Raw genomic sequence first — 26,877 nt, forward strand, 5'->3', positions numbered from 1 at the left:
GTATGTTAATTGGTCCGTTCGAGGGAACCTGCGGATCGGGGAACACCTAACGTTTGAGCCACTCCTGGTAGGTCAAGGGCTTCTCCAGAAGCTGCCATTGCGGATCGTTTGGGAAGTGGTGGTTGAGGAAATCCTCGGGAGGGTTGAGGAAGCTGTGCCGGGTCACATCGACGAGCCCCCACTTGCCGTCCACCATCACCGCGTTCCAGGCGTGGCCCTCCTGGCGGAAACCGCTGGCCCGGCCGATGACGACGGCACTCTGCAATCCCATCTTCCCGGTGAGCGCCGCGTAGAGGTTGGCCATTCCTTCGCACACCCCTCTCTTCGCGGCGAGCACCCCTTCGGGGCTCTGGTCGCCGCCGTGCTGTCCGTACCTTCTTTGCCACTTGGAAGCGTTGTCGTAGTAGATGTTGGAGCGGACCCAGGCAAAAGCGGCGTAGGCCTTGTCCCTGTCGGAGGTCGCGCTTTGCAGCAGGGTTTTGGCCAACAGATCGAGCTCCGTCAGCGGCTGGGGAGCTGCCGCGGGCGGCTCTTCCCGCTTCGAGAGGGTCATCGGCGTCCGGGTGGGCTCTTTGGGCTTGGCCACCACCGGGATGTCATCGGGCTGGTCGAACCCCTTGAGCGGGACCGCTTTCTTCCGGTATTTCGGTGGAATGGTCCTGGAATCGTCGGTGAAATGCTGGGTCCCCCGGCTGTCCGTCCAGGTGAAGACTTCGGCGAACAGCATGCCGGACCACAGCAACAACAACGCCGATGCGAGAAGTATCGCCCTCATTACCTTCCTTTCTGGATCGTCGTCTACTGGGGCAAGGTGTAGTCGAATCTGTCAGACTCGGTGATCTTGCCGCCATCGATGGTTTTCAAGACCGCGGTGGCCTTCCTGCCGTCGATGGTGACGACGAGGTACCCCGGCTTGGAGATGATACGCTTCTCCGGCTTCAACTTGGAGTCGCGGTACCCGCCGGAATAGTTATAAAAGGGGGCCCCGCCGTTCCCGACCAGCATCTGGCGGATTGGCCGTCCGGCGGCGTCGGCCATCTCGCCACGGTCGTAGAGATGGTCGTGACCGCAAAAATACATCCTGCCGTTGTTGGCGCCTATGGCATCCCACAATGCATCTCTCGTGGCGGTGTTGCAGGAGAGGTTGTCTTCGTGCATGACACTAAAGGCGGGAAAGTGGCCGAAAATGAAGAGGTGCTGGCGCTTGCTGGCCTTTACCGTGGCGTCGAGCCAGCTCCGGTCGTAGGAAAGGTAATTCACCTGCTCGTCGAGCCCAATGAAGAGCGCGTTCTTGTGGGGATAAGCAAAGGTTACCCCCTTCTCCCCCTCGGGACCGTTGCCGGGGACATCGCCGCCGAAATTCCGCAGCCAGATCTGGAGCGCTTCCGGGTTTGGGCGGAGGGGGCGGCATTCGTCGTGAGGAAAATAGTCACGACTGAGATATTCGTGATTGCCCCGCACCGGCAGCACAGGGATCCCGGCCTCGTACACCGGCGACATGACCTTTCGCCAGTTCTTGAGCTGGGTATCGAAGGAAGCGGCAGGGGCACACTTGTAGGCATTGCCGATGACCAGATCGCCCGGTACGAGCACCAGCTCCGGCTTTTCGGAAGCCACCGCCCGGGCTATCCGGCCAAGGACGGCACCGTTCACTCCGCTTTCGCCGCCGGGGGCACACGGGTCGCTCCGGGTGTCGGAGAGGACGACGAACCGCCACGGCTTTTCCGGCGCGGCATCCTGGGCCAGAGAAGGAACGGAGCATACCAGCAGCAGGATCGACGCGAAGCTCCAGATGAGGTGTCGTGCTGATTTCATATTCCTCCTTCACCGCCTGCAAACAGGGCGGCTACATGACAAGAGCAAGAGAGCTGGGGGTACCGTTCAGGAGCCGATGAAAAGGACAAGAACCCTCTGGCATCATATTGAGAAACACCGAACTCTTCCCATTGCCTAACACGGCCGCGTCATAGGACCATAAATCATGTCAATTAGCAATACTTTGAAGGTCTCCCTCTGATCGACAGCAAGCAGTCCACAGGGATTCTCGTTCGGCGGAATCTCGATTGCCCGGCCGGAATCTCGATTGCCCGGCCGGAATCTCAATTGCCCGGCCGGAATCTCAATTGCTCGGTAGAAATCTCAATTGCTCGGCGGGAATCTCAATTGCTCGGCGGGAATCTCAATTGCTCGGCAGAAATCTCAATTGCTCGGCAGAAATCTCAATTGCTCGGCAGAAATCTCAATTGTTCGGCGGAAATCTCAATTGCTCGGCGGAAATCTGAATTGCTCGGCGGAAATCTGAATTGCTCGGCAGAAATCTGAATTGCTCGGCAGAAATCTCAATTGCTCGGCGGAAATCTCAATTGCTCGGCGGAAATCTCAATTGCTCGGCGGAAATCTCAATTGCTCGGCGAAAATCTCAATTGCCCGGCGGGAATCTCGATGGGTAGGGAGGCATCGATTCGGAGGAGAGGGGCTGGAATAGGCCGAAGGGGGTACTTCGCGAAGGAGTCGCGCCGTTTGGGACAAAAAAAGGCCCCGCCGGTGGGCGGGGCCTTTTCTGTCACGGCTTTAACAAGCGGAGAGGCTTTAGTTCCCCCCCATACCGGCGGGGGGCATCCCTTTTCCCATGCCGGCCGGCATGGCGGAAAGGTCGGCCTTGATCTGCTGGGCAGTCGGGCTGGTGGAATCGAACTGGAGATACTTCGTCCAGATTTCCTTGGCCTTCTCGGGCTGCTTGAGATCGGCCATGTACACCACACCGAGGTTGTACAGACTCTGCAGGTGCTTGGGATCGATCGACTGCGCCTTCTCGAAGTTGGCGATGGCCTTGTCGTACCAGCCGATCTTGCGGTACATGATCCCCTGGTCGGTCATGGCGTTAACGTTCTTCGGATCCAGCTCGATCACCTTCGAGTAGGCATTGACGGCCTTTTGGGCCTGATCGGTATCGAAGTAGTCGTTGGCGAGCTGGTTCCAAACCTGGGCGTTGGTCGGGTCCTTCGCCACGATCTTCTCGGCCTCGGCGATCCGCTTCTGGTAATCCATCGGGGAACCTGCCCCCTGAGGGATCGACACCTCCGCCGGAAGCTGCTGCTTGTGGCCGGCGATGTTGATGACCAGGTAGCCGCCGAGCAGGCCGATGATGGCGGCCACGACGAGGGTAAGAACGTTCTCCTTGCTCACGGAAATCTCCTTAGGCTTTCGCCTCTTCAGCGGGTTTCTCCCACAGGGCTACGATGGGGCTGGCCACAAAGATGGAGGAGTAAGTGCCAACCAGCACGCCGCAAAGAAGTGCGAAAGCGAAGTCGTGAATCACCTCGCCCCCGAAGAGGAAGAGGGTGACGGCCGCCAGGAAGACGGTCAGCGAGGTGACGATGGTACGGGAAAGGACCTCGTTGATGCTGCGGTTGAACACCTGCGGGAGCGGGTCCTTGAGGCTCTTGTGCAGATTCTCGCGGATACGGTCGAAGACGACGACGGTATCGGTGAGCGAGTAGCCGGCGATGGTCAGCACGGCGGTGATGAAGAGGAGGTTGACCTCCTTGCCGGACGCGTAGAAGACGGCGATCATGAAAAGGACGTCGTGCATCGTGGCGACCACCGCCCCTACCCCGAACTTGTAGTCGAAGCGCCAGGCGATGTAGACGATGATCCCCAGCATGGAGATGATCACCGCGATCATGGTGTCGTGCTTGAGCTTGTCACCGATGGACGGGCCTATCTCGGTGGAGCTTTCCACGGTGTAGGGGTTGCCGGGGAGCTCCTTCTTGAAGGCAGCCTCGACGGAGTCGGCGACCTTGCCGCTCTTACGCATCTTGACCAGGAGCTTGTTCCCCTCCTTGATCTCCTGCAGGTCGACTTCCTTAATCCCTTCCTTGGAGAGCGCGGCACGAGCCTGCTCGGTGCTGATCGGCTGGGCGAACTTGAGCTGGATCTCGGTGCCGCCGGAGAAGTCGATCCCCATGTTGGCGGCGCCGCGGGCGATCTGGACGATCCCGATAATCCCGAGAATGGCGAAGATACCGGAGATGACGAAGGAAACCTTCCTCATCCCGATGAAGTCGATGTTGGTTTTTCCAAGCAGTTCCATTGACATGGTCCCCTCCCCTTATATGCTCAGTCGCTTCACGTGGACGCGGTCCAGGAAGGCATCGAAGATGACCTTGGTGCCGACCAGCGACGTGAAGAGGTTGATGATGACACCAAGACTCAGGGAGACGGCGAAACCCTTGACCGGGCCGGTGCCGAACTGGAAGAGAACGGCGGCGGTGATCAGCGTGGTGACGTGCGAGTCCATGATGGTCAAAAACGCCTTGTCGTAGCCGGCATCGAGCGCCGCGTGTGGCGTCTTGCCGAGCTTCAACTCCTCACGGATCCTCTCGAAGATGAGGACGTTGGAGTCGACCGACATACCGACGAGGAGGACGATTGCGGCGATGCCCGGCAGGGTCAGGGTGGCGCCCAGGGCGGCCAGGGCTCCCATCAGGTAGACCAAGTTGAGCACCATACCGAAGTTGGCGACCATACCGGCGGCCTTGTAGTAGATCCCCATGAAGACGACGACCAGCGCCACACCGGCCAGACCGGCCATGAGCCCCTTGCGGATCGAGTCCTGACCTAAGGACGGACCGACGGTGACGTTCTGGAGGATCTTGACCGGTGCGGGGAGCGAACCGGCACGGAGCACGATGGCCAGGTCGGCGGCCTCCTTCTCGGTGAAGGAACCGGAGATCTGGGCGCTGCCGCCGGAGATCCTTTCGCGGATGACCGGGGCGGAGTAGACGTTGCTGTCGAGCACGATGGCGAAACGCTTGCCGACGTTGGCAGCGGTCACCTGGTCGAAGAGACGGGCGCCGGTGGAGTTGAACTCGATGGCGACGTACGGCTGGTTGTACTGGGAATCGATCCTGATCTGGGCGTCAGTCAAAAGGTCGCCGGTGATCATCGCCTTCTTCTTCACCACGATCGGGGTCTCGGAAACGGCGCCGGTGGTGGCGTCGGCCTTCTTCTCGAAGAGGAGCTCGTCGTCCTCGGGAATGCTCGTCGGAGTGGCGGTGGCGGCGTTCACGTTCTCGTCCACGAGCTTGAACTCGAGGCGGGCGGTCTTGCCGATCAGGTCGATGGCGCGCTTGGGATCCTTGATGCCCGGGAGCTGGACGACGATGTGGTCGACCCCCTCGCGCTGGATCACCGGCTCGGAGACGCCGAACTGGTCAATCCTGTTACGGATGGTCTCCAGTGCCTGGGCGACGGCGCGGTCTTTACGGACTTGGGCCTCTTTCTCGTTGATGCGAAGCTGCAGGTTGACGAAGCCCCCCTGGTCCATGGCCGGAAGGATCTCGAGGTCGGGATACTTCTTCTTGACCATCTTCTGGACGTTGTCGGCGGTGGCGCGATCGTACAGGACCATCTGGACCTTGTCGGAGCCGAGCTTGCCGATGCTCTTGAAGCGAAGCTTCTGGGAGTTGAGGGAATCCTCCAGGTCGGTGGCGATCAGGTCCAGGGAGCCCTCGACCGCCTTCTGGGTCTCTACCTCCATAACAAGGTGAGTACCCCCCTGCAGGTCAAGACCGAGATGGATCTTGTCCTTGGGAAGCACCCCGCTCCACCAGGAAGGGAGCTGGGAAGCGAGCGTCGGCACCATGTAGATGCACGAGGCGATAATAAAAACAGCGATGAGGGAGATACGCCAGGTATAGCCTTTCGTCATGGAAAAGCTCCTTTCGGGAGTTTGATGATGCTAGTCCTTCTTGACCGTTGCGATGTAGCCCTTGTTGATCTTGACGTTGACGCCCGGAGCGATCTCCAGGGTCACTACCTGGTCGTCGAGGTTGGTCACCTTGCCGTGCATACCGCCGGCGGTCACTACCTGGTCCCCTTTCTTGAGGGCATCCAAAAGGACCCGGTGCTCCTTGGCCTTTTTCTGCTGAGGCCTGATGAGGAGGAAGTAAAAGATGGCGAACATCAAGATGAGGGGAATCATCCCCTGAAACTGGGCCAGCGGCCCGGCCGAACCAGCGGCTCCGCCGGACGGGGGCGCCATAGCAAACGCCAAACCAAACATACTGTTACCTCCTGGGTGAAATGTAAGAAACGATGAAACAGTCCTGCGCTCTAGGTTCTACGTTGAAAACCGTCTGACTAATAAAATCGTGGAACACGGATGACACGGATCGAACGGATAAAGGCGGATTAAGCAAAACCTGCTCTTTTTGTTTAAGCTTTACCCCGTGTAATGCGGTATCCGTGTAAATCCGTTCAATCAGATTTGATCCGTGTTCTATTGCTCTTGTCTTGTAAGCCGTTTACACGAGCGGCGTCAGGCCGCGCTTGGCGTAGAACTCCCGCCGGAACTCCACGAAGCGCCCCTGCGCGATGGCTCCCCTCGCCTCTTCCATCAGCTTCAGGTAGAAATGGAGGTTATGCCAGGTATTCAGCCGCGAGGCCAGGATCTCCTGGCTCCGGTACAGGTGCCTCAGATACGCCCGGCTGTAGTTGCGGCAGACGTAACAGCCGCACTCGGGATCGATCGGGCCGGTGTCCTCGGCAAAGACGGCCGACTTGATGTTGATCCTCCCGGTGCCGGTGAAAAGGGCGCCGTTTCTGGCATTCCTGGTCGGCATCACGCAGTCGAACATGTCGAAGCCGGCGTGGATCCCTTCGATGAGATCCTCGGGAGCCCCGATACCCATGATGTAGCGCGGCCGGTCCTCCGGGAGAATGCCGGAGCAGGCCTGCATCATCTCGTGCATGAGCCCCTTCTCCTCGCCTACCGAAAGCCCCCCGAGCGCGTAGCCGTCGAAGCCGATCTCCTGCAGCTGCAGGGCGCTCTCTCTTCTAAGCTCCGGGTGCATCCCCCCCTGCACGATCCCGAACAGGGCCTGGTCCTCCCGGCGGTGGGCCTCCTTGCAGCGCCTGGCCCAGCGGGTGGTGAGCTCCAGCGACGTTTTCACGTAGGAGTACTCGGCGGGGTACGGCGGGCACTCGTCGAAGACCATGGCGATGTCGGAGCCTAAGGCCTCCTGGATGGCGATGGAAACCTCGGGAGAGATGAAGTGGGTGGAGCCGTCGATGTGCGACCGGAACTTCACCCCCTCCTCGGAAATCTTCCTTAGCTCTCCCAGCGAGAAGACCTGGAACCCGCCGCTGTCGGTGAGAATGGGGCCGTTCCAGTGCATGAAACGGTGCAGCCCCCCCAGCCGGCCGATCAGCTCGTGCCCGGGACGCAGGTAGAGGTGATACGTGTTGGCCAGGATGATCTGGGAGCCGACCTCGACCAGTTCCTCGGGGGTCATCGCCTTGACCGTGGCCTGGGTACCCACCGGCATGAAGATCGGAGTCTCAATCCTGCCGTGCGTGGTTGTCAGAGAGCCGAGCCGGGCCGCGGAGCCCGGATCTTTCTTTATCAATTCAAAGGTGAGTGCCGGCAAAAAACTATCCTATCTGAGAAACTTCCCGCTACGCCCTAGCTTATGAACATCGCGTCGCCGTAACTGAAGAACCGGAAGCGCCTTGCGACTGCCTCCCGGTAGGCGGCTGTCATGGTTTCCTGGCCGCCAAAAGCGCACACTAGCATAAATAGGGTGGATTTGGGGAGATGAAAATTTGTTATCAGAGCATCTACGGCCTTAAAAGAGTATCCGGGAAGGATAAAGATATCGGCTTCCCCCTCTCCGGCCTTAACTTCACCCGAGGCCGCCGCGTGCTCCAGTGCCCTAAGCGACGTGGTTCCCAGCGCCACCACCCTACCCCCGGCCGCCTTGCAGGCTGCGATGGCGTCGGCGGTGGATTGCGGGATCCGGTAGATCTCCCGGTGCATGGTGTGCCGGGAGAGATCTTCCACCCGGACCGGCATGAAGGTCCCCAGCCCCACGTGCAGGGTGAGCGGCGCAATCGTCACTCCCTGCGCCCGGATGGCGTCGAGGAGCTCCGGGGTGAAATGGAGCCCCGCCGTGGGAGCGGCCACCGCCCCCTTCTCGCGGGCGAAGACGGTCTGGTACCGTTCCCGGTCCTCACCCTCCGGATTCCTTTTTATATAGGGGGGAAGCGGCATGCTCCCCGCTCCCTCCAGCCAGAGCATGAAATCGTCGGCCCCTTCGAAGAGGACGCGCCACTCGCCTTCCTCGCGGGCGGTCACCGTGGCGGTGACGCCGCCGGGAAGGAGTACCCGGCAGCCGGGTCCCGGGGTCTTGGAGGCCTTCATGAGGCAGCTCCAGAGCTCCCCCTCGCCGTTGAGCCTTCGTACCAGGAAGATCTCCACCGTGCCGCCCGATTCCTTCTTCCCGAGCAGCCGGGCCGGGATCACCCGGGTGTCGTTGAGGACCAGGACGTCTCCCGGCCTGAACAGCGAGGCGATGCCGGGGACGGTGGTTTCCCCGAGCGTCCCGTTTTCCCGGTCGACGGTCATAACCCGCGAGGCGTCGCGGCGTTCGGCCGGATGCTGGGCGATCAGCTCAGGCGGCAGTTGGTAATCGAAGTCGGAAAGGAGCATCTTACTGGCCGTACCCCTTGGCAAGCTTCACCCCGGGATAGTAGTAGGACAGGATCTCCTGGTAATCGAAGCCGTCGGCGGCCCGCTGCTTGGCCCCCCACTGGCAAAGACCGACGCCGTGCCCGCTCCCGGTGCCGCTGATGAGTGCCTCGTCGCCGGCCATCCTGATCTCGAAGTTGGTGCTTTTCAAAACGCCGTAGCCGATCGCCTTGCGGAAGGCGACCCCGGAAACGGCTATCCGGCCCCGGGAGCCATAGACGGCGAGTTCCTGGACGCGGCCGCTTTCGTTTCTCGACTGCACCCGGATATCCTTCAACCCGCCCACCTGGTAGCCGGCCGCCCTAAGCGCCACCTCCACCTTCTTGAGCGGCAGCTTCAAATCCCAGCGCATCGGGTTCGCGTCCAGGCAGTAGCGGCAGGGGACCCCGCGCAGGTAGGGAAGCGACATCCCCCAGACGTTACGGGAATTCTCGGTATGGCCGCCGCAGTTGGAATGATAGAAGGCCTGGATGACCTTGTCGTCGTAGGTGAGGACCTCGCCGGCAGTCTCCTGCACCGCGCGGGCGGCCCGGCTGTCCTCGATATCGCACCCTTCGTAGACCTGGTCCATGACGCTCGATTCGAGCTGGTAGGGGGCACCGCGGCGGGCATTTTTCTGGTAGATCGCGTAGGAGCGGGCGATGACGGCCTGGGCCTTCACCGCCTCCAGCGGCCAGGCGGAGGAGATCTCGCAGTTGATGAGACCGATCAGATAATCCTCGATGGGAAGCTCGTTCACCACCAAAAGCCCGCGGTCCCCCGAGGTGACCTCGACGATCCCCCGGTACCCCTTGCCGTTCACGTCGATCCGGATGGGCGCCGAGGCGACCAGCCCGGAGATGGTGACACCGTTGGCGGTGATCCGGCTCCCGGCCCGCTTAACCTCGATCGGCATCTCGATCCTGAGCGGTTCGCCCCGGGTGTCGGTCAGGAGCACCCCGGTACCGTCCAGCTGGAGGGTATCGCCCCCCTTGACCACGGCAACCCTGATGGTTTCCGGCCGCCAGGCAGCGGAACTGCCACCCGCGGCCAGACAGACAACCAGTATGATGAAAATCCTGAAAAAGCTCATGTAATCCGTGCACCACAGGCCAACGCGGGCCCTTGCTAAAAGCCTCAAATATAAACCATGGAACTGCCCGCAAAGTCAATAATTTTATGTTTCTAAGAAAGTGCTCCGGTTGCGCGATTGGCAAGCCGTTTGCTTTAATACTCATTAGATTGGCAGGCGTCATAGCGCGGCTGACAGAGACCGGCAGTGGCGACACTGCTAACCGGCCGCGACGGCTTGCAAAAGCTGGCTTTCGTTAGCTTCAACTCCCGAAATAACTGTTGCTATCTCGGTGAAATTGCGTTATATCGCTGGGCAATGACTGCGCGAAATCGCGGGCTGTAGTTTTTTATTCTATTGCGGACGGGGTCGATGGTTAATTCTCTCAAAATCAAGATTTTGGCACTGGTAACACTGATCCTGATTTTGGTGATATCGTCCGTCTCATACATGAACTATGTGCAGCAGAAAGAGATGCTGCATGAGATCGCCAACCGCAACACCTCCGTGCTCGTGGAGACCATCAAGAGCAGCATCGGCAATGCCATGCTCTCCGGGCGCTCCGACGAGGTGGGGAACATCTTCCGCCGTATCAAGTCCCGCGAGCTCGTCAAGTCGATCAGGATTGTGGACACCAACGGGATCATCCTCAACTCGGCCGACCCCACCGAGATCGGGACCCGGACCGTCGAGGCCCCCCAGCACCGCGCAACCTCCCCGAACCTGAACCTCCTTCCCGACGACGGACTCTTCATCTCCTACGCCAAGATCTTCAACGCCCCCCAGTGCTACCAGTGCCACCCTGCCGGACAGGAGACGCTCGGGCTTCTGGAGATCCGCCTCTCGCTCGACTACCTCAGTAATTTCCTCAACCGCGAACGCAACACCGCGGTGGCCTCCAGCGCCACCTTGATCATCCTCACCTTCGTCACCATCTGCGCCCTCCTCTATCTGTATGTCGACCGCCCCATCCGGAGGCTGGTCGCCTACATGGAGCAGGTCGAGCAGGGGGATTTCGACCACCGCGTGCAGATCACCAGCTCGGTGGAGATGAAGAGCCTCAGCGAAAGCTTCAACCGGATGGTGGTGAGGCTGAAGGCGATGATGGAAAGGACCATCTCCCACGAGCGCGAGCTCGCCCGCGCGCAGGAGAAGCTCTCCTTCCACCGCGAGACCCACCTGATGAACGGGCGCCTTGAGGAGCAGATCAGGGAGATCGAGAACCTCAACATCACGCTCGAGGAACGGATCGAGGAGATCGAGGAGGCGAACTACAAGATCGCCGACCTGGCCGGGGAGCTCGAGGACAAGAACACCAACCTCGAAAAGGCGGTCGCCAAGCTATCCACCCTCTACCGGCTCGGGCTCGCCATCAACTCCACCATGGAAGTGGAAAGCCTCTACCACCTGGTGGTGAAGACCACCATGGAGACGCTGCAGGCCCAGATCGGCTACATCATCCTCTACGATCCCAACTGTGAGGTCCTGAGGGTCACCAACCTGATCGGGTTGAACGATCCCCTCCCCAGCGAAGGGAAGGTCCCGATGAAGGAGACCGGGGTCTCCACCTGGGTGATCTCCAACCGGAAGCCGCTTTTGATCTCGGACATCAACCAGAACCCGGAGTTCGACCGTTTCAGCCTGCTCGGCTACGAGCGGAAGACCGTGATCTGCGCGCCGCTCATGGTGAAGGACGAGATCATCGGCACCCTCACCATGGTGAACAAGGCGGACAGCACCACCTACAACCACGAAGAGCTGGAGCTTTTGAGCACCATCGCCGCCCAGGCCTCCATCGCCATCAAGAACGCGATGCTTTACGACGAGCAGCAGAGGACCTACCTGAACACCATCCAGGCCCTGGTTTCCGCCATCGAGGCGAGCGACAGCTACACCCGCGGCCACTCTGAGCGGGTGACCAAGTTCTCGCTGGCCCTGGCCCGCAAGCTGGAGCTCCCGCAGGACCGCCTCAAGGTCATCGAGCGGGCGGCCATCCTCCACGACATCGGCAAGATCGGCATCGACCTCTCCCTTCTCCACAAGGAGGCCAACCTCACCGAGGCGGACGTCGAGGAACTGCAGCAGCATCCCAACATCGGGATGAGGATCCTCGAACCGATCGAATTCCTCCACGACGTGAGGCTCTGCATCGGGCAGCACCACGAGCGCTACGACGGCCTGGGCTACCCTAACCAGCTCACCGCCGACGATCTCCTTTTAGAATCCCGCATCCTTGCCATCGCCGACTCCTTCGACGCCATGACCTCCGACCGCCCCTACCGCAAGGCGCTCGGGGTGGACTTGGCGATCCAGGAACTGGCGGAAAACGCCGGCACCCAGTTCGATCCGGTGCTGGTCCCCATCTTCATCGATCTCCTCAAGACCCCCAACTTCCTCCCGGACCGCCACGCTACCCCGGCGCAGCAGCGGGAGGCGGTGCTGGCAGCCCTCCCGGACGATTCCGGCGAGGAGACCCTGGTCGCCCAGCTCGCCGCCGAGCGGGTACGGAAACAGCACTCCACTATCATCTACCACTCCCGGATTGCCCAAGGCGCCGAATGATGCTATAAATGTGCCTGGCGATTGAGGTCTGGCCCTGACAAGGGCAAGCTCCTTCCGCCCGGCGCTCGAGCATCCGGTCACCTCCGCAGTTTTCTGCAACCACTGCTTCGACGCCCTTTTCATTTCCCCGCATCCATCAACCTCAGGGACCATAGCGTCCCCCCCTTTGCGAAGGGGGGACAGGGGGGATTTCAACCCTCGCACCCTCCCTCCGGGGGAGGTGGAATTTAGGAGCCGCGCTTGTCATCTCTTCTGGAAGTCAAAGGATTGCGCACCGAATTCCGGCTTCCCACCGGCGTCCTCAAGGCCGTCCGGGGGGTGGACCTCGAGCTCGAGGCCGGGGAAACCCTGGCGCTAGTCGGCGAGTCCGGGTGCGGGAAGAGCATCACCGCCGCCTCCATCATGCGGCTCGTCCCCCCTCCCGGGCAGATCGTGGCGGGCTCGATCAGGTTCCAGGGGGAGGACCTCCTCGCCCTCTCCGAGGACGCCATGCGGAAGATCCGGGGCAACCGGATGGCCATGGTCTTCCAGGATCCGATGACCTCGCTGAACCCGGTCTTCACCATCGGCATGCAGATCGGCGAGGGGCTCCGGATCCACCGTGGTCTCTCCAAGGCAGAGGCCGCCGGGGAGAGCGAAAAGCTCCTCTCCGAGGTCGGCATCCCCGCCCCGGCCGAGCGGATGGCCGACTATCCGCACCAGCTAAGCGGCGGGATGCGCCAGCGGGTCATGATCGCCATGGCGCTCGCCTGCCGTCCCGAGCTCCTCATCGCCGACGAGCCGACCACCGCCCTCGACGTCACCATCCAGGCCCAGATCCTGGAGCTCCTTGACCGCCTCAAGGACGAGAACCGGATGGGGCTCATCCTGATTACCCACAACCTCGGCATCGTGGCCGAAAGGGCCCACCGCACCGCCATCATGTACGCGGGGCAGATCGTGGAGACCGCCTCCACCACCGAGCTCTTCAAGAATCCCCTCCACCCCTACACACAGGGACTTTTGGCCTCGCTCCCCGAGTTCGGCCGCCCCGGCGAGCCGCTGGCCACCATCGCCGGGACGGTACCGGACCTGCGCGAGGATATCGCCGGCTGCGCCTTCCGCGCCCGCTGCCCCATCGGCGACGACGGCTGCAGCCGCCACCCCATCGAAATGACGGAGGCAGGCCCGGGCCACCTGGTCCGCTGCCTGAAGGCAACATGAACCCGATCCTCTCCACGGAAAATCTCTACCGCCAGTTCCCCGTCCACGGCAGCGCCTTCGGCGAGAAGCGGGTGCTGACCGCGGTGGCCGGCGTCGACCTCGCCATCATGCCCGGGGAGACCCTGGGAATAGCCGGCGAGTCCGGCTGCGGAAAGTCCACCCTCGCACGCCTTCTGACCGCCCTCATGCCCCCCACCGAGGGGGTGGTACGCTACCAGGGAAAGGATCTCTGGAAGACGTCCAAAGGGGAGCTGTCGCTCTTCAGGAAAGAGGTCCAGATGATCTTCCAGGACCCCTTCTCCTCCCTCAATCCCCGCATGCGGGTCTACGACATCATCGCCGAACCGCTCGCCATCCACCGGATCGGGAGCGTGTCCGAGCGGCGCGAGCGGGTGGCCGCCCTTCTCGAGCGGGTGGGACTCTCCGGCGGCCAGCTGACCCGCTTCCCGCACGAGTTCTCCGGCGGGCAGCGGCAAAGGATCGGGATCGCCCGGGCCCTCGCCGTCTCCCCCAAGGTGATCATCGCCGACGAGCCGGTCTCCGCCCTCGACCTCTCCATCCAGGCCCAGATCATGAACCTCCTGCAGGAGGTGCAAAGGGAGCTGAAGCTCTCCTTCCTCTTCATCACCCACGACCTCTCGGTCTTGAAGCACCTGAGCGACCGGATCGCCATCATGTACCTCGGCCGGATCGTGGAGAGCGGGAGCCGGGACCAGGTGCTCTCCTCGCCGCTGCATCCCTACACCGAGGCGCTTTTGAGCGCCATCCCGAGCATCGATCCGGAGAAGAGGAGAAAACGGGTGATCGCCCGCGGCGAACTCCCCTCCCCGCTCTCCCCCCCTTCCGGCTGCCCCTTCCATACCCGGTGCCCCTACGCGGAGAAGATCTGCGCCGAGGTCCCTCCCGGCCTGGACGAGAAAGAGCCGGGACACCGCGCCGCCTGCCACTTCAGCGAACGGATCTACCGTTCTGGATAATGGCGATTGACAAAAAATCAATTCCTATATATAGAGTATTCCGGTAGGAATAACCGGAGGTTGTGAAATTGGCATTTGATAAGACGAGAGAATTCGGGAAGGAAGCCGAAATGTTGAAGGTGCTCGGGCACCCGATCCGGCTCAAGATTGTGGCGGGACTCTGCACCCAGGAGTGCAATGTGAAGCATATCTGGGAGTGCCTGGGTCTTCCCCAGGCGACCGTTTCCCAGCACTTGGCACTTTTGAAGAACAAGGGGATCATCGAGGGGACCCGCGACGGGGTCGAGGTGCATTACGCCGTGGTGAGCCCCTTCGTACGCAGGCTGATCGAGATCCTCAACGACTAGGAGCCGCTGACGTCCAGCTCGGCGAGCCTCACCGAAGGTGCGCCGGAGGATCCGAAGAAACGGAGGTCTCCGGCCACCTGGTCCACCCCGCGGAATATCTCCAGGAGATTACCGGCGATGGCGATCCCCTTCACCGGACGGACGATCTCCCCGTTTTCGAGGTAGAACCCCGAAGCCCCCACCGAGAAGTCGCCGGAGATGGGATTGGCGGTATGGATCCCCATCACGCCGGTGATGAGCACTCCCCGGCCGATACCGGCCAGAAGTTCCTCCGCAGTCACGTTCCCCGGCTCGATGAAGAGGTTGTGCGTCCCCATCCGGGGAGGCGCCGTCACCCCGCCGCGGGAGGAATTCCCCGTCGAAGCCGCTCCCATCCTCTGTCCCCAGTAGGAATCGAAGAGAAAGCCCTTCATTACCCCTTGCTCGACCAGCAGGGTGTTCTGCTGCGGCACCCCTTCGCCGTCGCAGGGAGCGGTCCCCATTCCGCCGGGGCGCAAGCCGTCGTCCCGGATGGTTATCCGCTCTGAGAGAAGGCGTTCCCCCACCCGGCCAGCCAGCAGCGATTTTCCCTTGTGCACGTTTTCACCGAGGAAGGAAGAGGAAAGGACGTCGAGCAGGTCGGCCGTCACCCGGTTGTCGAGCACGGCCGGGCAGCGCATGGTGGGGAGGGTGCCGGCGCCCAGGAGCGAGGTGGCCTTGCGGGCCGCGCGGCCGGCGAGGGTGGCGAGATCGAGGCCATCGTAGCGGTTCGAGTAATCGAAATCCCACCCCATCTGGGCGGCGCCCCCCTCCTCGGCGATCACCGAGACGCTGGCGGAGACCTGGGTGCCGCGGTAAAAGGCCTCGAGGCCGTGGGAGTTCCTGATCAGGGTCTCGTAGCGGGAATCGCTGTAACTGCACTTGCGGACCCTTTTCAGGCGCGGATCGCGCGCGAGCACCAGACGCTCGAGCTCGAGCACCCGCTCGATCTTTTCCTCCTCGGAAACGGCGGAAAGGTGCGGGTCGAGCAGGCCGGGGACCTCCGGATAGCGGGCGGCCGGAGCCGGGAAGCCGTGGCAGGGATCGGGGCTTTGCAGCCTGGCGGCCACCAGGGCCCCCTCCACCATCCGCTCGAGGGCCGGCCGGTCCAGGGCGGTGGAGAAGGAGAAGCCGAGCCCCTCGCCAGCCAGCACCCTGACCGCCACCCCTGACGGCTCGGCGAAGCGGAAGGTATCGAGCTTTCCTTCCTTGGCCTCCAGGCTTAGGTCGCGGGAGTTGACCGCCGCAATCTCGTAGCCGGTTACCCCCTTTTCCTTAAGGAGCGCCTCGACGGCATCCGCGTATCTCGCCAGTTGTTCCATGAGCGCCTCCCCTTCCCTTTTCCTTTTAGAGATCGAGAATCATGGCGATCTCGTCGCAGTCGGGGAACTTCACGCACTTGATGCAGTCCCCCCAGACCTTGTGGGGGAGCTCCGATTTGTCGACCACCTTGAAACCGAGCTTGGAGAAGAACTCCGGCTTGTAGGTCAGACAGAAGAGCCTCTTAAGCCCCAGCGAACGCGCCTCGTCGAGGCAGGCGCCCACCACCTGGCTCCCGATGCCGCGCCGTCCGGCATCCTCGGCCACCGCCACCGAACGGACCTCGGCCAGGTCCTCCCAAACGATATGAAGGGCGGAGGTTCCCAGAAGCTTCCCCTCCTCCTCGACGATGTAGAAATCGCGCAGCGAATCGTAAAGCTCGGAGAGCGAGCGGGAGAGCATGTCCCCCTTGTTCGCGTACCCGGACAGAAGCTTCTGGATATCCTTCACGTCGCTGATTTTTGCCTTTCTGATCATGCTGCTGCCTCCTCAATCATCTCCCTGGCGTGCTCCAGGGTCTTCTCGGTCACCCGGGCGCCGCCCAGCATGCGGGCCACCTCGGCGATCCTCCCCTCCCCGTCCAACGTCTGTACCGAGGTCGCGGTCCGCCCGTCGCGCACCGCCTTCTCCACCCGGAGATGGAGATCGGCAAAGGCCGCCACCTGGGGGAGATGGGTGATGGCCAGCACCTGCTGGCTGCCGGCCACCTTCTTGAGTTTCACCCCGACCAGGGCCGAGGTCGCCCCGCCGATCCCAGTATCCACCTCGTCGAAGATGAGGGTGGGGACCTCGCTTTCCGGGTGGAGCTGCTTCAAGGCCAGCATCAGGCGGGAGAGCTCGCCACCGGAGGCCACCTTGGCCAGCGGGCGGGGGGGCTCGCCGGGGTTGGGGGAAAAGAGGAACTCGGCCTTCTCGAAGCCATAGGCCCGCGGCTCGGCGCTCGCCTCGAAAGAGGTCTCGAAGACGGCGTGGGTCATGGCGAGATCGGCCAGTTCCCGCTCCATCCCGGCCTTGAGCGACTCGGCCCCCTCGGCGCGTTTCTTCGAGAGATGGGCGCCGAGCCCGACCAACTCCTCCTTCAGCCGGGCGATCCGCAGAGAGAGTTCCTCCTTGGCCTCCTCCCGGTTGGAGAGGGTGGCGAGCTCCCGGTCCACCTCGGCTGCGTAGGCTATAACCTCGGCCACGTCGGCACCGTATTTCCGTTTCAGCCGGTTGATGAGATCGAGCCGGTCCTCGAGCTGCTCCAGGCGCCCCGGGTCGGCCTCCACGCCGGCCGCGTAGTCGCGCAGGGTCAGCGAGGCGTCTTCGAGCTGGGCGTAGGCCCCCTCCAGCGTCTCGGCCACCGGGGAGAGCGTCTTGTCGTAGGAGCCCGCCTCGGTCACCCCCGAGATCACCCGTCGCAGGGTTCCGAGGATAGCCGTATCGCTTCCGTAGATCGCCTCGAAGGCCTGCTGAGAGAGCCCCAGGAGCTTCTCGCCGTGGGCAAGCCGCTCGCGTTCCTCCTCGAGCTCCTCTTCCTCCCCGGCGTAGAGCTTCGCCTCGGCGATCTCGCTACTTTGGAAGGAGAGGAGATCGAGCCGGCGGGCCGCCTCGCGCTCCCCCTGCTCGAGCGCTTCCAGCTGCTGGCGGGCCTGCTGGTACTCCTCGAAGCGGGAGGCGAAGGTGCCGCGCAGCTCGAGGGCGCCGACATAGCCGTCCAGCAGGCGGAGATGGTGCTCGGTCCGCAAAAGGGACTGGGAATCGTGCTGGCCGCAGATGTTGATGAGGGAGCGGGTTACCTCCCCCAGGGTGGCGATGGTGCCGAGTCCCCCGCCGATGAAGACGCGGTTCTTGCCGCTGCGGGAGACGGTGCGGCGCACCAGAAGCTCGCCCCCTTCGCAGCCGATGCCGTTTTCGGCGAGCCGCGCGGCCAGTGCGGGAACCCCTTCCAGGTCGAAGACCGCCTCCACCGACGCTTCCTCCGCCCCCGTCCTGATCAGCTCGGAACTCCCCCTGCCGCCGAGGATCAGGTTGACCGCGTCGATAATGATGGACTTCCCCGCGCCGGTCTCCCCGGTGAGGATGTTGAGCCCCGGGCGGAACTCCACGTGGAGCTTCTCGATGATGGCCAGGTTGGTGATCAGCAGTTCTCTTAGCATGGCGTAGGTGATTTATCCTTGTTCAGAGACTCCCCCTGGGTAAGGGGGGTGGGCGGGGATTTCCTAACGTCTGAGGGACGTCGAACGGCAGTCGTGTTTCCGGCTCTTGCAGTTGCCCCAAGACTGTTTCGGTTGATCCGCTAGATCCGCTAGATCCGCGTCATCCGCGTTCCCTTGCCTTGGTTCCAGCTTACCGCTCGCCCCACTTGAGCTTGGTCCGTAGGACCTCGAAGTAATCCTTACTGCGCGACTGGATCAGGCGGGTGACATGCCCGGAACGCCGGATCTTGACCAGGTCGCCGTTCACGAGCTTCACCCCCACTTGGCCGTCCAGGGTGAGAAAGACCGCCTCGTCGATCCCGGAGACCAGCTTGATGTCGATGTCGGCGTCCTTGGCCACCACCAGCGGGCGGTTGGTCAGGGTGTGTGGACAGATGGGGGTGATGGAGATGCACTCCAGGGCCGGATGGATGATCGGACCGTTGGCGGAAAGCGAGTAACCGGTGGAACCGGTGGGGGTGGATACGATCAGGCCGTCGGCCTTGAAGGTGGTCAGGTAGTGACTGTCGACCGAGGTCTCCATGTCGATGATGCGGGCGAGAGCCCCCTTGTTGATGACCACGTCGTTCAGCACCCGGTGTTTTTCGATGACCTCGCCCTCCCGCTCCACCATGGCGAGCAGCATCATACGCTCGCTCACCTCGTAATCGTCTGCGAGGCAGCGTTCCACTGAGGGATAGAGCTCGTCGAGGGTGATTTCGGTCAAAAAGCCGAGGCTTCCGAGGTTTACCGCCAGGATGGGGACTTCAGCCTCCCCCATCATGCGGGAGGCGGCGATCAGGGTTCCATCGCCCCCCAGCACTACGATGAGATCGGCGTCTTGGGCTATTTCCGAGCTCTCTACCGTCTGCGTCTGGCTCGGCCGGCGCAGCCGTTTGGAGAGGTGATCCTCCACTTTCGCGGTCACGCCACGCTGCGCCAGCCACTCAGTCAACTGTTGCGCGACACCCAGACAACGGGGGTCGTGGACTTTGGCAAAAATGGCGACTTTTTTCACTAACGCCCCTTTACTTGTATTGTAATCTAGGATTTACTAGCATATATACTTTACCATGTCCAACGGAAACTCCATCGCCTCCAGCCGCTTGTACCAAGGCTCCGGAGGCGTACTCCATTGTACTTTCAACGGGTGGTCTCATGACTGATGGGCTTCTGACGGAAGAGGGAACCGGCATGACTCAAGACGACACCCCCATGACTGGGGAGATGATTGGCATCAGCGAAGAGCTCGACAAGCAGATGACCATCATCAAGACCTTCCTGGAACACCTCGAGTACACCCTCGGCAAAGACAAATACTCCGCCACCAAGTACGACGCCTTCAACGCCCTTGCCTACGCGGTCAGAAACCACCTGGTCGAGCGCTGGCTGGACACCCAGCAGGCCTACTACAACCTGGACAACAAGAGGGTCTACTACATCTCCATGGAGTTTCTGATGGGGCGGGCTCTCGGCAACAGCCTGATCAACCTCGGGCTCTGGGACGACTTCAAGGAAGCGGTCGAGTCGCTTGGCCGCGATTTCGAGGAGCTTTTGAACGAGGAGCAGGACGCCGGGCTTGGCAACGGGGGCTTAGGGCGGCTGGCCGCCTGCTTCCTCGACTCCATGGCCACCATGTCCATCCCCGCCTACGGTTACGGGATCCGCTACGAGTACGGCATCTTCCGCCAGGCGATCGCCGACGGCGCCCAGGTCGAGATCCCCGACAACTGGCTCCGCTACCGTAACCCCTGGGAGCTCGACCGCCAGGAGCACCTGCACACCGTCAAGTTCTACGGCCGGGTGATCACCACCATCGACAAGGAGACCGGCAAGCTGGTCCGCGAGTGGGTGGACACCGAGGACGTCATGGCCATGGCCTACGACACCCCGATTCCCGGCTACCAGACCCATACGGTCAACACGCTGAGGCTCTGGAGCGCCAAGTCCAGCCGCGAATTCGATCTGCGCTTCTTCAACGAGGGGAACTACATCCGTGCCGTGGAAAAGAAGATGCAGTCGGAGACCATCTCCAAGGTCCTCTACCCGGCCGACAACGTGATCGAGGGGAAGGAGCTCCGCTTCAAGCAGGAGTACTTCCTCGCCTCGGCCACCGTGCACGATGTCCTCTACCGCTTCAAGAAGATGCACACCGACATGCGGCTTTTGCCGGACAAGGTGGCCATCCAGTTGAACGACACCCACCCCACCCTCGCCATTCCCGAGATGATGCGGGTGCTGATCGACCTGGAACACCTGGACTGGGAGGGCGCCTGGGACATCACCAAGCGGGTCTTCGCCTACACGAACCACACCATCCTTCCCGAGGCCTTGGAGCTTTGGCCGGTCTGGTTCTTCGAGCAGATCCTCCCGCGGCACCTGCAGATCGTCTACGAGATCAACGACCAATTCATCAAGGAGATCAAGGCGGCCTTCCCTGACGACCCGCACCGGATCGCCCGCATGTCGATCGTCGAGGAGCACTGGGAGCGCAAGATCCGCATGGCGAATCTCGCCATCGTCGGGAGCCATTCGGTCAACGGGGTCGCGGCGCTGCACTCCGAGATCCTCAAGAAGGACCTCTTCCGCGACTTCTACGAGATGTACCCGGAGAAGTTCAACAACAAGACCAACGGGATCACCCAGCGCCGCTGGCTCAAGATGGCCAACCCGCTCCTCTCCTCGCTGATCGACGAGTACATCGGCGACTGCTGGACCCGCGATCTCTACGAGCTCAACGCGAAGCTGAAGCCCTTGGCCGACAACCCCGAGTTCCTGGCCAAATGGATGAAGGTCAAGCGGAAGAACAAGGAGAAGCTCTGCCGCTACATCCACAAGATGAACGAGATCGAGGTCGACCCCGATTCGCTCTTCGACGTCCAGGTGAAGAGGATCCACGAGTACAAGCGGCAGCTTTTGAACGTCCTGCACATCGTCACCCTCTACAACCGGATCAAGGACAACCCGAAGGCGTTCGTGGTGCCGCGCACCTTCATCTTCGCCGGGAAAGCGGCCCCGGCCTACGCGGCCGCCAAGCTGATCATCAGGCTGATCAACGGTGTCGCGGCGGCGGTCAACAACGACCCCGACGTCGCCGGCCGCATCAAGGTGGTCTTCCTGGCCAACTACAGCGTCACCCTCGCCGAGAGCATCTTCCCCGCCTCCGACCTCTCCGAGCAGATCTCCACCGCCGGCACCGAGGCCTCGGGGACCGGCAACATGAAGTTCGCCCTCAACGGCGCCCTCACCATCGGGACCCTGGACGGCGCCAACATCGAGATCATGGAGGAGGTCGGCCGGGACAACATCTTCATCTTCGGGTTGAATGCGGCCGAGGTGGCCGAGCTCAAGGAGCGCCGCTACAACCCGAGGGACTACTACAACGCGGACCCCGAGCTGAAGAGGGTGCTGGACCAGATCGCATCCGGCTTCTTCTCCCCGGACATCCCCGATCTGTTCACTCCCCTTACCGATTCGCTTTTGAACCTTGGCGACCACTACATGCTGCTGGCCGACTACGCCTCCTACGTCGCCTGCCAGGAGCGGGTCGGCGCCCTCTTCCTCGACAAGGAAGAATGGGCGAAGAAAGCGGCGCTCAACGCGGCGGGCATGGGGAAATTCTCCAGCGACCGGACCATCAAGGAGTACGCCGAGGGGATCTGGGGGATCAAACCGATCGACATCCGCCCCGGCGGCGCCGAAATGGAGCACTGATTGGATTTATTCGACAAGAACACCTCCCTAACCGCCCCTCTGGCCGAGAGGATGAGGCCGCGCAGCATTTCCGAATACCTTGGACAGAGCCATCTCCTCGGAGAAGGCAAGATGCTGCGCCGCCTCATCGAGAGCGACCGGCTCACCTCCCTGATCTTCTGGGGCCCTCCCGGAAGCGGCAAGACCACCCTCGGCAAGATCATCGCCAACGCCACGGAGTCCCACTTCGTTTTCTTCTCCGCCATCTTGAGCGGTATCAAGGAGATCCGCGAGGTGGTCAAGGAGGCGGAGGACACCCTGAAATACCAGGGTAAGCGGACCATCCTCTTCGTGGACGAGATCCACCGCTTCAACAAGTCCCAGCAGGACGCCTTCCTCCCCTACGTCGAGCGCGGCACCTTCACCATGATCGGCGCCACCACCGAGAACCCCTCCTTCGAGGTCATCGCACCGCTCCTCTCCCGTTGCAAGGTGCTGGTGTTGAACCCTCTCACCGGGGAGGAGGTCACCAGCATCCTGCAAAACGCCCTGGCAGACCGGGAGCGTGGCCTGGGCGCGCTCGAACTGAAGGCCGCCCCGGAAGCCCTCGCCTTCATGGCCGACCAGGCGGGTGGGGACGCCCGCATGGCGCTCAACACGCTGGAGACCGCGTCGCGGCTCGCCCAGGACGGGGAGATCACCCTGGAGACCGCCCGCGAGGCGCTCCAGAAGAAGGCGATCCTCTACGACAAGGGGGGCGAGGAACACTACAACGTCATCTCCGCCTTCATCAAGTCGATGCGCGGCTCCGACCCCGACGCCGCGCTCTACTGGCTCGCCCGCATGCTGGAGGCGGGGGAGGATCCCCTCTTCATCGTCCGCAGGATGGTCATCTTCGCCTCGGAGGACGTAGGAAACGCCGACCCCCGTGCGCTGCAGATCGCGATCTCGGCGCTGCAGGGTTTCCAGCTGGTGGGGATGCCGGAGGGAAGGATCATCCTCGGCCAGGCGGTCACCTATCTCGCCACCGCACCCAAGTCCAACGCCTCCTACATGGGGATCAACCAGGCCATCGGCGAAGTGCGCCAGACCGGCGCCCTCCCGGTCCCGGTCCACATCCGCAACGCCCCGACCAAGCTCATGAAGAGCCTCGGCTACGGCAAGGAGTACCGCTACCCGCACGACTACGAGGGTGGCTACGTCGCCCAGGGCTACCTCCCCGACCAGCTGGCCGGCAAGCGCTTCTACCAGCCCAAAGAGTCCGGCTACGAAAGAAGCATCAAAGAGCGGATGGAATGGATCAAGGGGGAGCGGGAGAAGAATTGAAAATGAACTGCTGCGTGGTATGCTCATGCTGTCCTGCCGGGCACCTTGCCCAAACAGGCCTTCCACGAAACCTCGACAATCCGGAGTAAGCAATGAAGAAAATAGGGATTCTCACCAGCGGTGGCGACTGCTCAGGGATGAATGCGGCCATCAGGGCGGCCACCAGGACGGCCCTTGGCCACGGAGTGGAGGTCATCGGCTTCCGTAAGGGATACGCGGGGCTCTTAAAGCCGGACTTCCTGGAGATGGGGACCAAAGAGGTGGCGGGGATCCTGCACCGCGGAGGGACCTTCCTGCAGTCGGCGCGCAGCGAGGAGTTCAGGACCCCGCTGGGAAGAGAGAAGGCGGTCCGCCACCTCGAGGAGATGGGAATCGGCGGGCTGGTCATCATCGGCGGGGACGGTTCGCTGAACGGGGCGCTGGCGTTGCACCGGATGGGGGTCCCGGTGATCGGCATCCCGGCCAGCATCGACAACGACATCCCCTTCACCGACATGGCCCTCGGCGTGGACACCGCCCTCAACAACATCCTCTATGCCATCGACTGCATCAAGGACACCGCGAGCTCCCACGACCGCGCCTTCGTGATCGAGGTGATGGGGAGAAACTCCGGGTACCTCGCCGCCACCTCCGCCATCGCCTCGGGAGCCGAGTACGCCATCGTACCGGAGGTGGAATGCGACCTGGCCGATCTCTGCGAGCAGCTGAGGCACCGCTGGGAGGAAGGGCGCAGCAACGCCATCATCGTCCTGGCGGAAGGGGCCGGCAAGGCCCAGAACATCGCCGACACCATCAAGGACGTCATCGGTTTCGAGACCAGGGTGACCGTGCTCGGCCACTACCAGCGGGGAGGCGCCCCGTCGGTCTTCGACCGCCTGCTCGGCAGCCGCCTCGGCCACGCCGCGGTCGAGCTCCTCTTGGCGGGACAGAAGGGGAAAATGGTGGGACTTTGCTGCAACGCGATCGTCCCCACCCTGCTGGAGACGGTGGTGGTAAGCGAACGGAGGCAGCAGGACGACCTCCACAGCCTCTCGCTCATCCTCGGAATCTGACCGCTATTCCTTCAGGCCGTTTCCGCTCGATAGCGAAACGGCCTTTTTTCCCGCCCCCATCTTTGCCGCCACCTTGTCGCTCACGAGCTTCGCGCAGAAGATATCGGCATCCGCCCGTGCCGCCGAAGCCCGGGCGGGAAAGCCCTCCATCCCGGCCGGATTCACCTCCAGGTACATCCAGCGATCCCTCCCCGCCTCGGTCTTCACCAGGTACGCCCCCCCTTCCCTCACCCGGATCAGTTTCCTGACTCCCTCAACCTCGGCCAGCAAGCGCTCGCCGTGGGCAGGACGCGTTTGTTGCCGTCTGGCGAGGGAGCCGACCAGCTCATGGAGGGCCACGTCGGGGCTTTCCTGCCAGGTGAGCTTGATGACCGCCGGGCCGCCTGCCTTCCGGGTGGAGGCTTCACCAGGCTCGCCGGGAGCGGCGGCCTCCCGCGGGACGCCAGACGGCGCCGGCGGAGGAGGACCCACGTGCCTCGCCATCCGCGCCATCCTCACCTCACGCGCATGCTCCTTCGCCCTCGCCTCCCTGACCACCCGGTCCGGGTGCCCCCTCTGCGCGCTCCCCTTTTCCCCTTGAGGCTCGCCCGGCTGGGGCGCCGGCAGGTTCTCATCGCCTTCCGGCAAGGGAATCGCGTCGGCCACCCGGGAGGGTGCCACCGTCCGGGAGCGGCCAGTTCCCCGGACGCCTTTGGCGCCTGACCTCGCCACCTTGCCGCCATGAGGGGAGCGGTGCAGCTTGGCCAGGATGGCCTCCCTTCCGGCCAGCGAGACGCCGCCGCTCAGGGTAAAGCTCTGCCCCAGCATCGGGTAGGGAGCGGAGCTTAACAGCGGCAGCGATTCCGTTCTTTGCCCGAGCGCCGAGGCGTCCAGGAAGGTGATCCCCAGCCGGGCGAATACCGGCTCCTGCCTGCTCCAGCTGGTGAAATCGAGGTCGCGGCGAACGGGGTACGCGGAGAGAAAGGCAAGCTGGCGGGACTTATTTTCCTTGAGCACCATCAAGGCACAGCTCCATTTCTGGATCTGGTCCAGCTTGTGGTAGTACGGCTCGTAGGCGGCCACCGCCTCGTAATGCCGGTCCCACCACCCGAGGAACTCTGCGCTTTGATAGTTCGCCTTGCTCTCCTTGCCGGGAACCAGCGGATCCGAGGAGGCCGAATAGACGCGGGTGACCGAGGGGCGGAAGAGGATGGTGTCGTCTCCGTAGATGTCGAACCCGTCCCCGCGCAGGCCGAACCAGAGCCTCGTCTGGGAGAGCCGGATGAAGTCGCTCCAGTTGAGCTTGGGTACCGCGATCTCCTGCATCTTTCGAAAACCGGTGATAGCCCCCCGGGGGGCGCTGTTTCGATAGTCGAGCGCCCACAGCTTGGCGAGGAGGTCGGTGTAGAAGAGGGTCATCCCGGCCCCGGTCCCCTGGAGGTTGCCGTCGTAGCGGGCCGACTGGTAGCTCCGCCTGCTCTGCAGCATCCTCAAAAGGTCGGCGAGCCGTTTTGCGGCCGGGTCCCGGGAGGCCTCGTAGCGCCTTCTCAACTCCAGAAGAGGGCGCAGGTCGTGACGATGGGCAAGGTGCCGCACCACGTTTTCCAGCTCCCCCCGCCGGGCGGCCAGGTACCCGGCCACCGCCTCGTTGCCGCCGTGCTGGAAGGCCAGCTCCCCCGCCTCCGCCTTCCGGATGTCACTGGCGAGGCTGAGATAATCGACCTGGGGATCGAGGGAGAACCCGACCTGGGAGCTCTTGGCCTCCCCCCTCACCTCGCGCCTGATGCGGGCCAGTACCTTCCCCTTCCTGGCGGGCTCCCGGGCCAGCCCCCCCCGCAACCGTGCATCGCTGCGGACGAGATCGTCGAACCTGGCCTGGACCCGCGCCTCGAAAAGGGAGGGGGTGAGGGGCGGAGGGTTGTAGGCCTGGTAGAGGGCGGCCAGATCGTCGAGAGTCAGGGGCCTCCTCGCCTGCCGGTACTTGCGCCCCCCCAGGATCATGCTTCCGTTCTTCCAGCTAAAGCTCACCAGGTCGTCGGTCTCCGCGAGAAAACGGGCCAGCTCCGCCAGGGAACCGGCCCGCGACCGGCGGTAGCCGTACCGTGCTGAGAAAAAATCGGCGATCGGGATGGAACGGGAGGGAGCGATCTCGAGGGTGGCAGCCTCGCGGTCGAACCGGTAACTGTAGAGATCGACGGTAGAGGGCAAGGTCCCGGTGCGGGCGTACTCGCTATCGATCGCCCCGGCCAGGGCGGGCAGGTCGTCCAGCAGCGAAGGGGGGACCACCAGGCACCACTGCCGCTTAGAGAGCTTGAGAAGGCGAGACTTCCCGGCTTCCCCCGGATGCTCGGCGGTCAACGCCGGATGGCGCACCGGAACTTCCTCGCGGCTGCCGGAGACGAGGATCTTTTTCAGCCCGTAGCGGGCCCAGTCCCGCAGCTGTTCCTCGCGCTCGTCGGGAGGCAGGGAATCGAGGAGCTTGGAAAGGCTGGAAACATCGAGGACGGCAAGGGGAGGTACGCCCTCCTCCGGCAGGGGGCCACTACTCCCGGACGCGGGGAGGGTGCAGACGAGGAGGGAGAGGAGCGCGGCCAGCAACATGAGACGGTAATAAGACATGCCGCGCAGTATAGAAAACA

21 protein-coding genes are annotated in these 26,877 nt (G+C 62.8%); 7 read left to right on the forward strand and 14 right to left on the reverse strand.

The window, feature by feature from the left end; translation table 11 throughout:
* Positions 1–46: 46 nt before the first annotated feature.
* The 9 genes from L4X63_RS08550 to L4X63_RS08590 all read right to left on the reverse strand — a co-directional run bounded on the left by L4X63_RS08550 (position 47) and on the right by L4X63_RS08590 (position 9,605).
* Entirely contained in the window at positions 47–775 is a 729-nt protein-coding gene (locus L4X63_RS08550) for a transglutaminase domain-containing protein (protein ID WP_250678192.1), read from the reverse strand.
* A gap of 23 nt (positions 776–798) precedes the next feature.
* Positions 799–1,815 carry a metallophosphoesterase family protein gene (locus L4X63_RS08555; protein ID WP_250678193.1) on the reverse strand — a complete coding sequence of 339 codons (1,017 nt, stop codon included), beginning with the start codon at positions 1,813–1,815 and terminating at the stop codon, positions 799–801.
* Between the two features lie 774 nt (positions 1,816–2,589).
* Positions 2,590–3,186 carry a tetratricopeptide repeat protein gene (locus L4X63_RS08560; protein ID WP_250678194.1) on the reverse strand — a complete coding sequence of 199 codons (597 nt, stop codon included), beginning with the start codon at positions 3,184–3,186 and terminating at the stop codon, positions 2,590–2,592.
* A gap of 10 nt (positions 3,187–3,196) precedes the next feature.
* Positions 3,197–4,093, reverse strand: a complete 897-nt coding sequence (gene secF / locus L4X63_RS08565; RefSeq protein ID WP_250678324.1) for a protein translocase subunit SecF — start codon at positions 4,091–4,093, stop codon at positions 3,197–3,199.
* An 18-nt stretch (positions 4,094–4,111) separates the two neighbouring features.
* Positions 4,112–5,713, reverse strand: a complete 1,602-nt coding sequence (gene secD, locus L4X63_RS08570; protein WP_250678195.1) for a protein translocase subunit SecD — start codon at positions 5,711–5,713, stop codon at positions 4,112–4,114.
* 30 nt (positions 5,714–5,743) lie between these two features.
* Positions 5,744–6,067 (reverse strand): preprotein translocase subunit YajC, encoded by a 324-nt coding sequence (yajC, locus tag L4X63_RS08575; protein WP_250678196.1) that lies wholly within the window; start codon positions 6,065–6,067, stop codon positions 5,744–5,746.
* A gap of 241 nt (positions 6,068–6,308) precedes the next feature.
* The gene (tgt, locus tag L4X63_RS08580; RefSeq protein WP_250678197.1) at positions 6,309–7,433 is read right to left on the reverse strand and encodes a tRNA guanosine(34) transglycosylase Tgt; all 1,125 of its coding nucleotides are present in this window, start codon (positions 7,431–7,433) and stop codon (positions 6,309–6,311) included.
* Between the two features lie 35 nt (positions 7,434–7,468).
* Positions 7,469–8,494, reverse strand: coding sequence for a tRNA preQ1(34) S-adenosylmethionine ribosyltransferase-isomerase QueA (gene queA / locus L4X63_RS08585; protein WP_250678325.1), 1,026 nt, complete (start codon positions 8,492–8,494; stop codon positions 7,469–7,471).
* A gap of 1 nt (position 8,495) precedes the next feature.
* Complete coding sequence (locus tag L4X63_RS08590) at positions 8,496–9,605, reverse strand: SpoIID/LytB domain-containing protein (RefSeq protein ID WP_250678198.1); 1,110 nt, start codon at positions 9,603–9,605, stop codon at positions 8,496–8,498.
* A gap of 351 nt (positions 9,606–9,956) precedes the next feature.
* Here L4X63_RS08590 and L4X63_RS08595 point away from each other — a divergent pair, with 351 nt between their 5' ends.
* The 4 genes from L4X63_RS08595 to L4X63_RS08610 all read left to right on the forward strand — a co-directional run bounded on the left by L4X63_RS08595 (position 9,957) and on the right by L4X63_RS08610 (position 14,673).
* Entirely contained in the window at positions 9,957–12,146 is a 2,190-nt protein-coding gene (locus L4X63_RS08595) for an HD domain-containing phosphohydrolase (RefSeq protein ID WP_250678199.1), read from the forward strand.
* 240 nt (positions 12,147–12,386) lie between these two features.
* Complete coding sequence (locus L4X63_RS08600) at positions 12,387–13,349, forward strand: ABC transporter ATP-binding protein (protein ID WP_250678200.1); 963 nt, start codon at positions 12,387–12,389, stop codon at positions 13,347–13,349.
* Positions 13,346–14,326, forward strand: a complete 981-nt coding sequence (locus tag L4X63_RS08605; protein WP_250678201.1) for an ABC transporter ATP-binding protein — start codon at positions 13,346–13,348, stop codon at positions 14,324–14,326. Before L4X63_RS08600 ends, L4X63_RS08605 begins: the two co-directional genes overlap by 4 nt.
* 68 nt (positions 14,327–14,394) lie before the next feature.
* The gene (locus tag L4X63_RS08610; protein ID WP_250678202.1) at positions 14,395–14,673 is read left to right on the forward strand and encodes an ArsR/SmtB family transcription factor; all 279 of its coding nucleotides are present in this window, start codon (positions 14,395–14,397) and stop codon (positions 14,671–14,673) included.
* Here the strand turns inward: L4X63_RS08610 and L4X63_RS08615 are convergent.
* The 4 genes from L4X63_RS08615 to L4X63_RS08630 all read right to left on the reverse strand — a co-directional run bounded on the left by L4X63_RS08615 (position 14,670) and on the right by L4X63_RS08630 (position 19,206).
* A complete protein-coding gene (locus L4X63_RS08615) occupies positions 14,670–16,013 on the reverse strand; it encodes a TldD/PmbA family protein (protein WP_250678203.1) in 1,344 nt (447 codons plus the stop codon). The two genes, L4X63_RS08610 and L4X63_RS08615, sit on opposite strands and share 4 nt — an antisense overlap.
* Positions 16,014–16,038: 25 nt before the next feature.
* Positions 16,039–16,488, reverse strand: a complete 450-nt coding sequence (locus tag L4X63_RS08620) for an N-acetyltransferase (protein WP_250678204.1) — start codon at positions 16,486–16,488, stop codon at positions 16,039–16,041.
* A complete protein-coding gene (gene recN / locus L4X63_RS08625; RefSeq protein ID WP_250678205.1) occupies positions 16,485–18,149 on the reverse strand; it encodes a DNA repair protein RecN in 1,665 nt (554 codons plus the stop codon). The genes L4X63_RS08620 and recN overlap by 4 nt, the downstream gene beginning before the upstream one ends.
* A gap of 190 nt (positions 18,150–18,339) precedes the next feature.
* The gene (locus L4X63_RS08630; protein WP_250678206.1) at positions 18,340–19,206 is read right to left on the reverse strand and encodes an NAD(+)/NADH kinase; all 867 of its coding nucleotides are present in this window, start codon (positions 19,204–19,206) and stop codon (positions 18,340–18,342) included.
* A 197-nt stretch (positions 19,207–19,403) separates the two neighbouring features.
* Here L4X63_RS08630 and L4X63_RS08635 point away from each other — a divergent pair, with 197 nt between their 5' ends.
* From L4X63_RS08635 to pfkA, 3 genes are all read left to right on the forward strand, one after another.
* Positions 19,404–21,902 carry a glycogen/starch/alpha-glucan phosphorylase gene (locus L4X63_RS08635; protein ID WP_250678326.1) on the forward strand — a complete coding sequence of 833 codons (2,499 nt, stop codon included), beginning with the start codon at positions 19,404–19,406 and terminating at the stop codon, positions 21,900–21,902.
* Entirely contained in the window at positions 21,903–23,207 is a 1,305-nt protein-coding gene (locus L4X63_RS08640; protein ID WP_250678207.1) for a replication-associated recombination protein A, read from the forward strand.
* A 92-nt stretch (positions 23,208–23,299) separates the two neighbouring features.
* Positions 23,300–24,259: a 6-phosphofructokinase gene (gene pfkA / locus L4X63_RS08645; protein ID WP_250678208.1), complete on the forward strand. Its 960-nt coding sequence runs from the start codon at positions 23,300–23,302 to the stop codon at positions 24,257–24,259.
* A 3-nt stretch (positions 24,260–24,262) separates the two neighbouring features.
* On the opposite strand, the gene L4X63_RS08650 is transcribed toward pfkA, so the two are convergent.
* A complete protein-coding gene (locus L4X63_RS08650) occupies positions 24,263–26,857 on the reverse strand; it encodes a hypothetical protein (RefSeq protein ID WP_250678209.1) in 2,595 nt (864 codons plus the stop codon).
* Positions 26,858–26,877 lie beyond the last annotated feature (20 nt).

Source organism: Geomonas sp. Red32 (genome assembly GCF_023652955.1).
Taxonomy (GTDB): Bacteria; Desulfobacterota; Desulfuromonadia; order Geobacterales; family Geobacteraceae; genus Geomonas.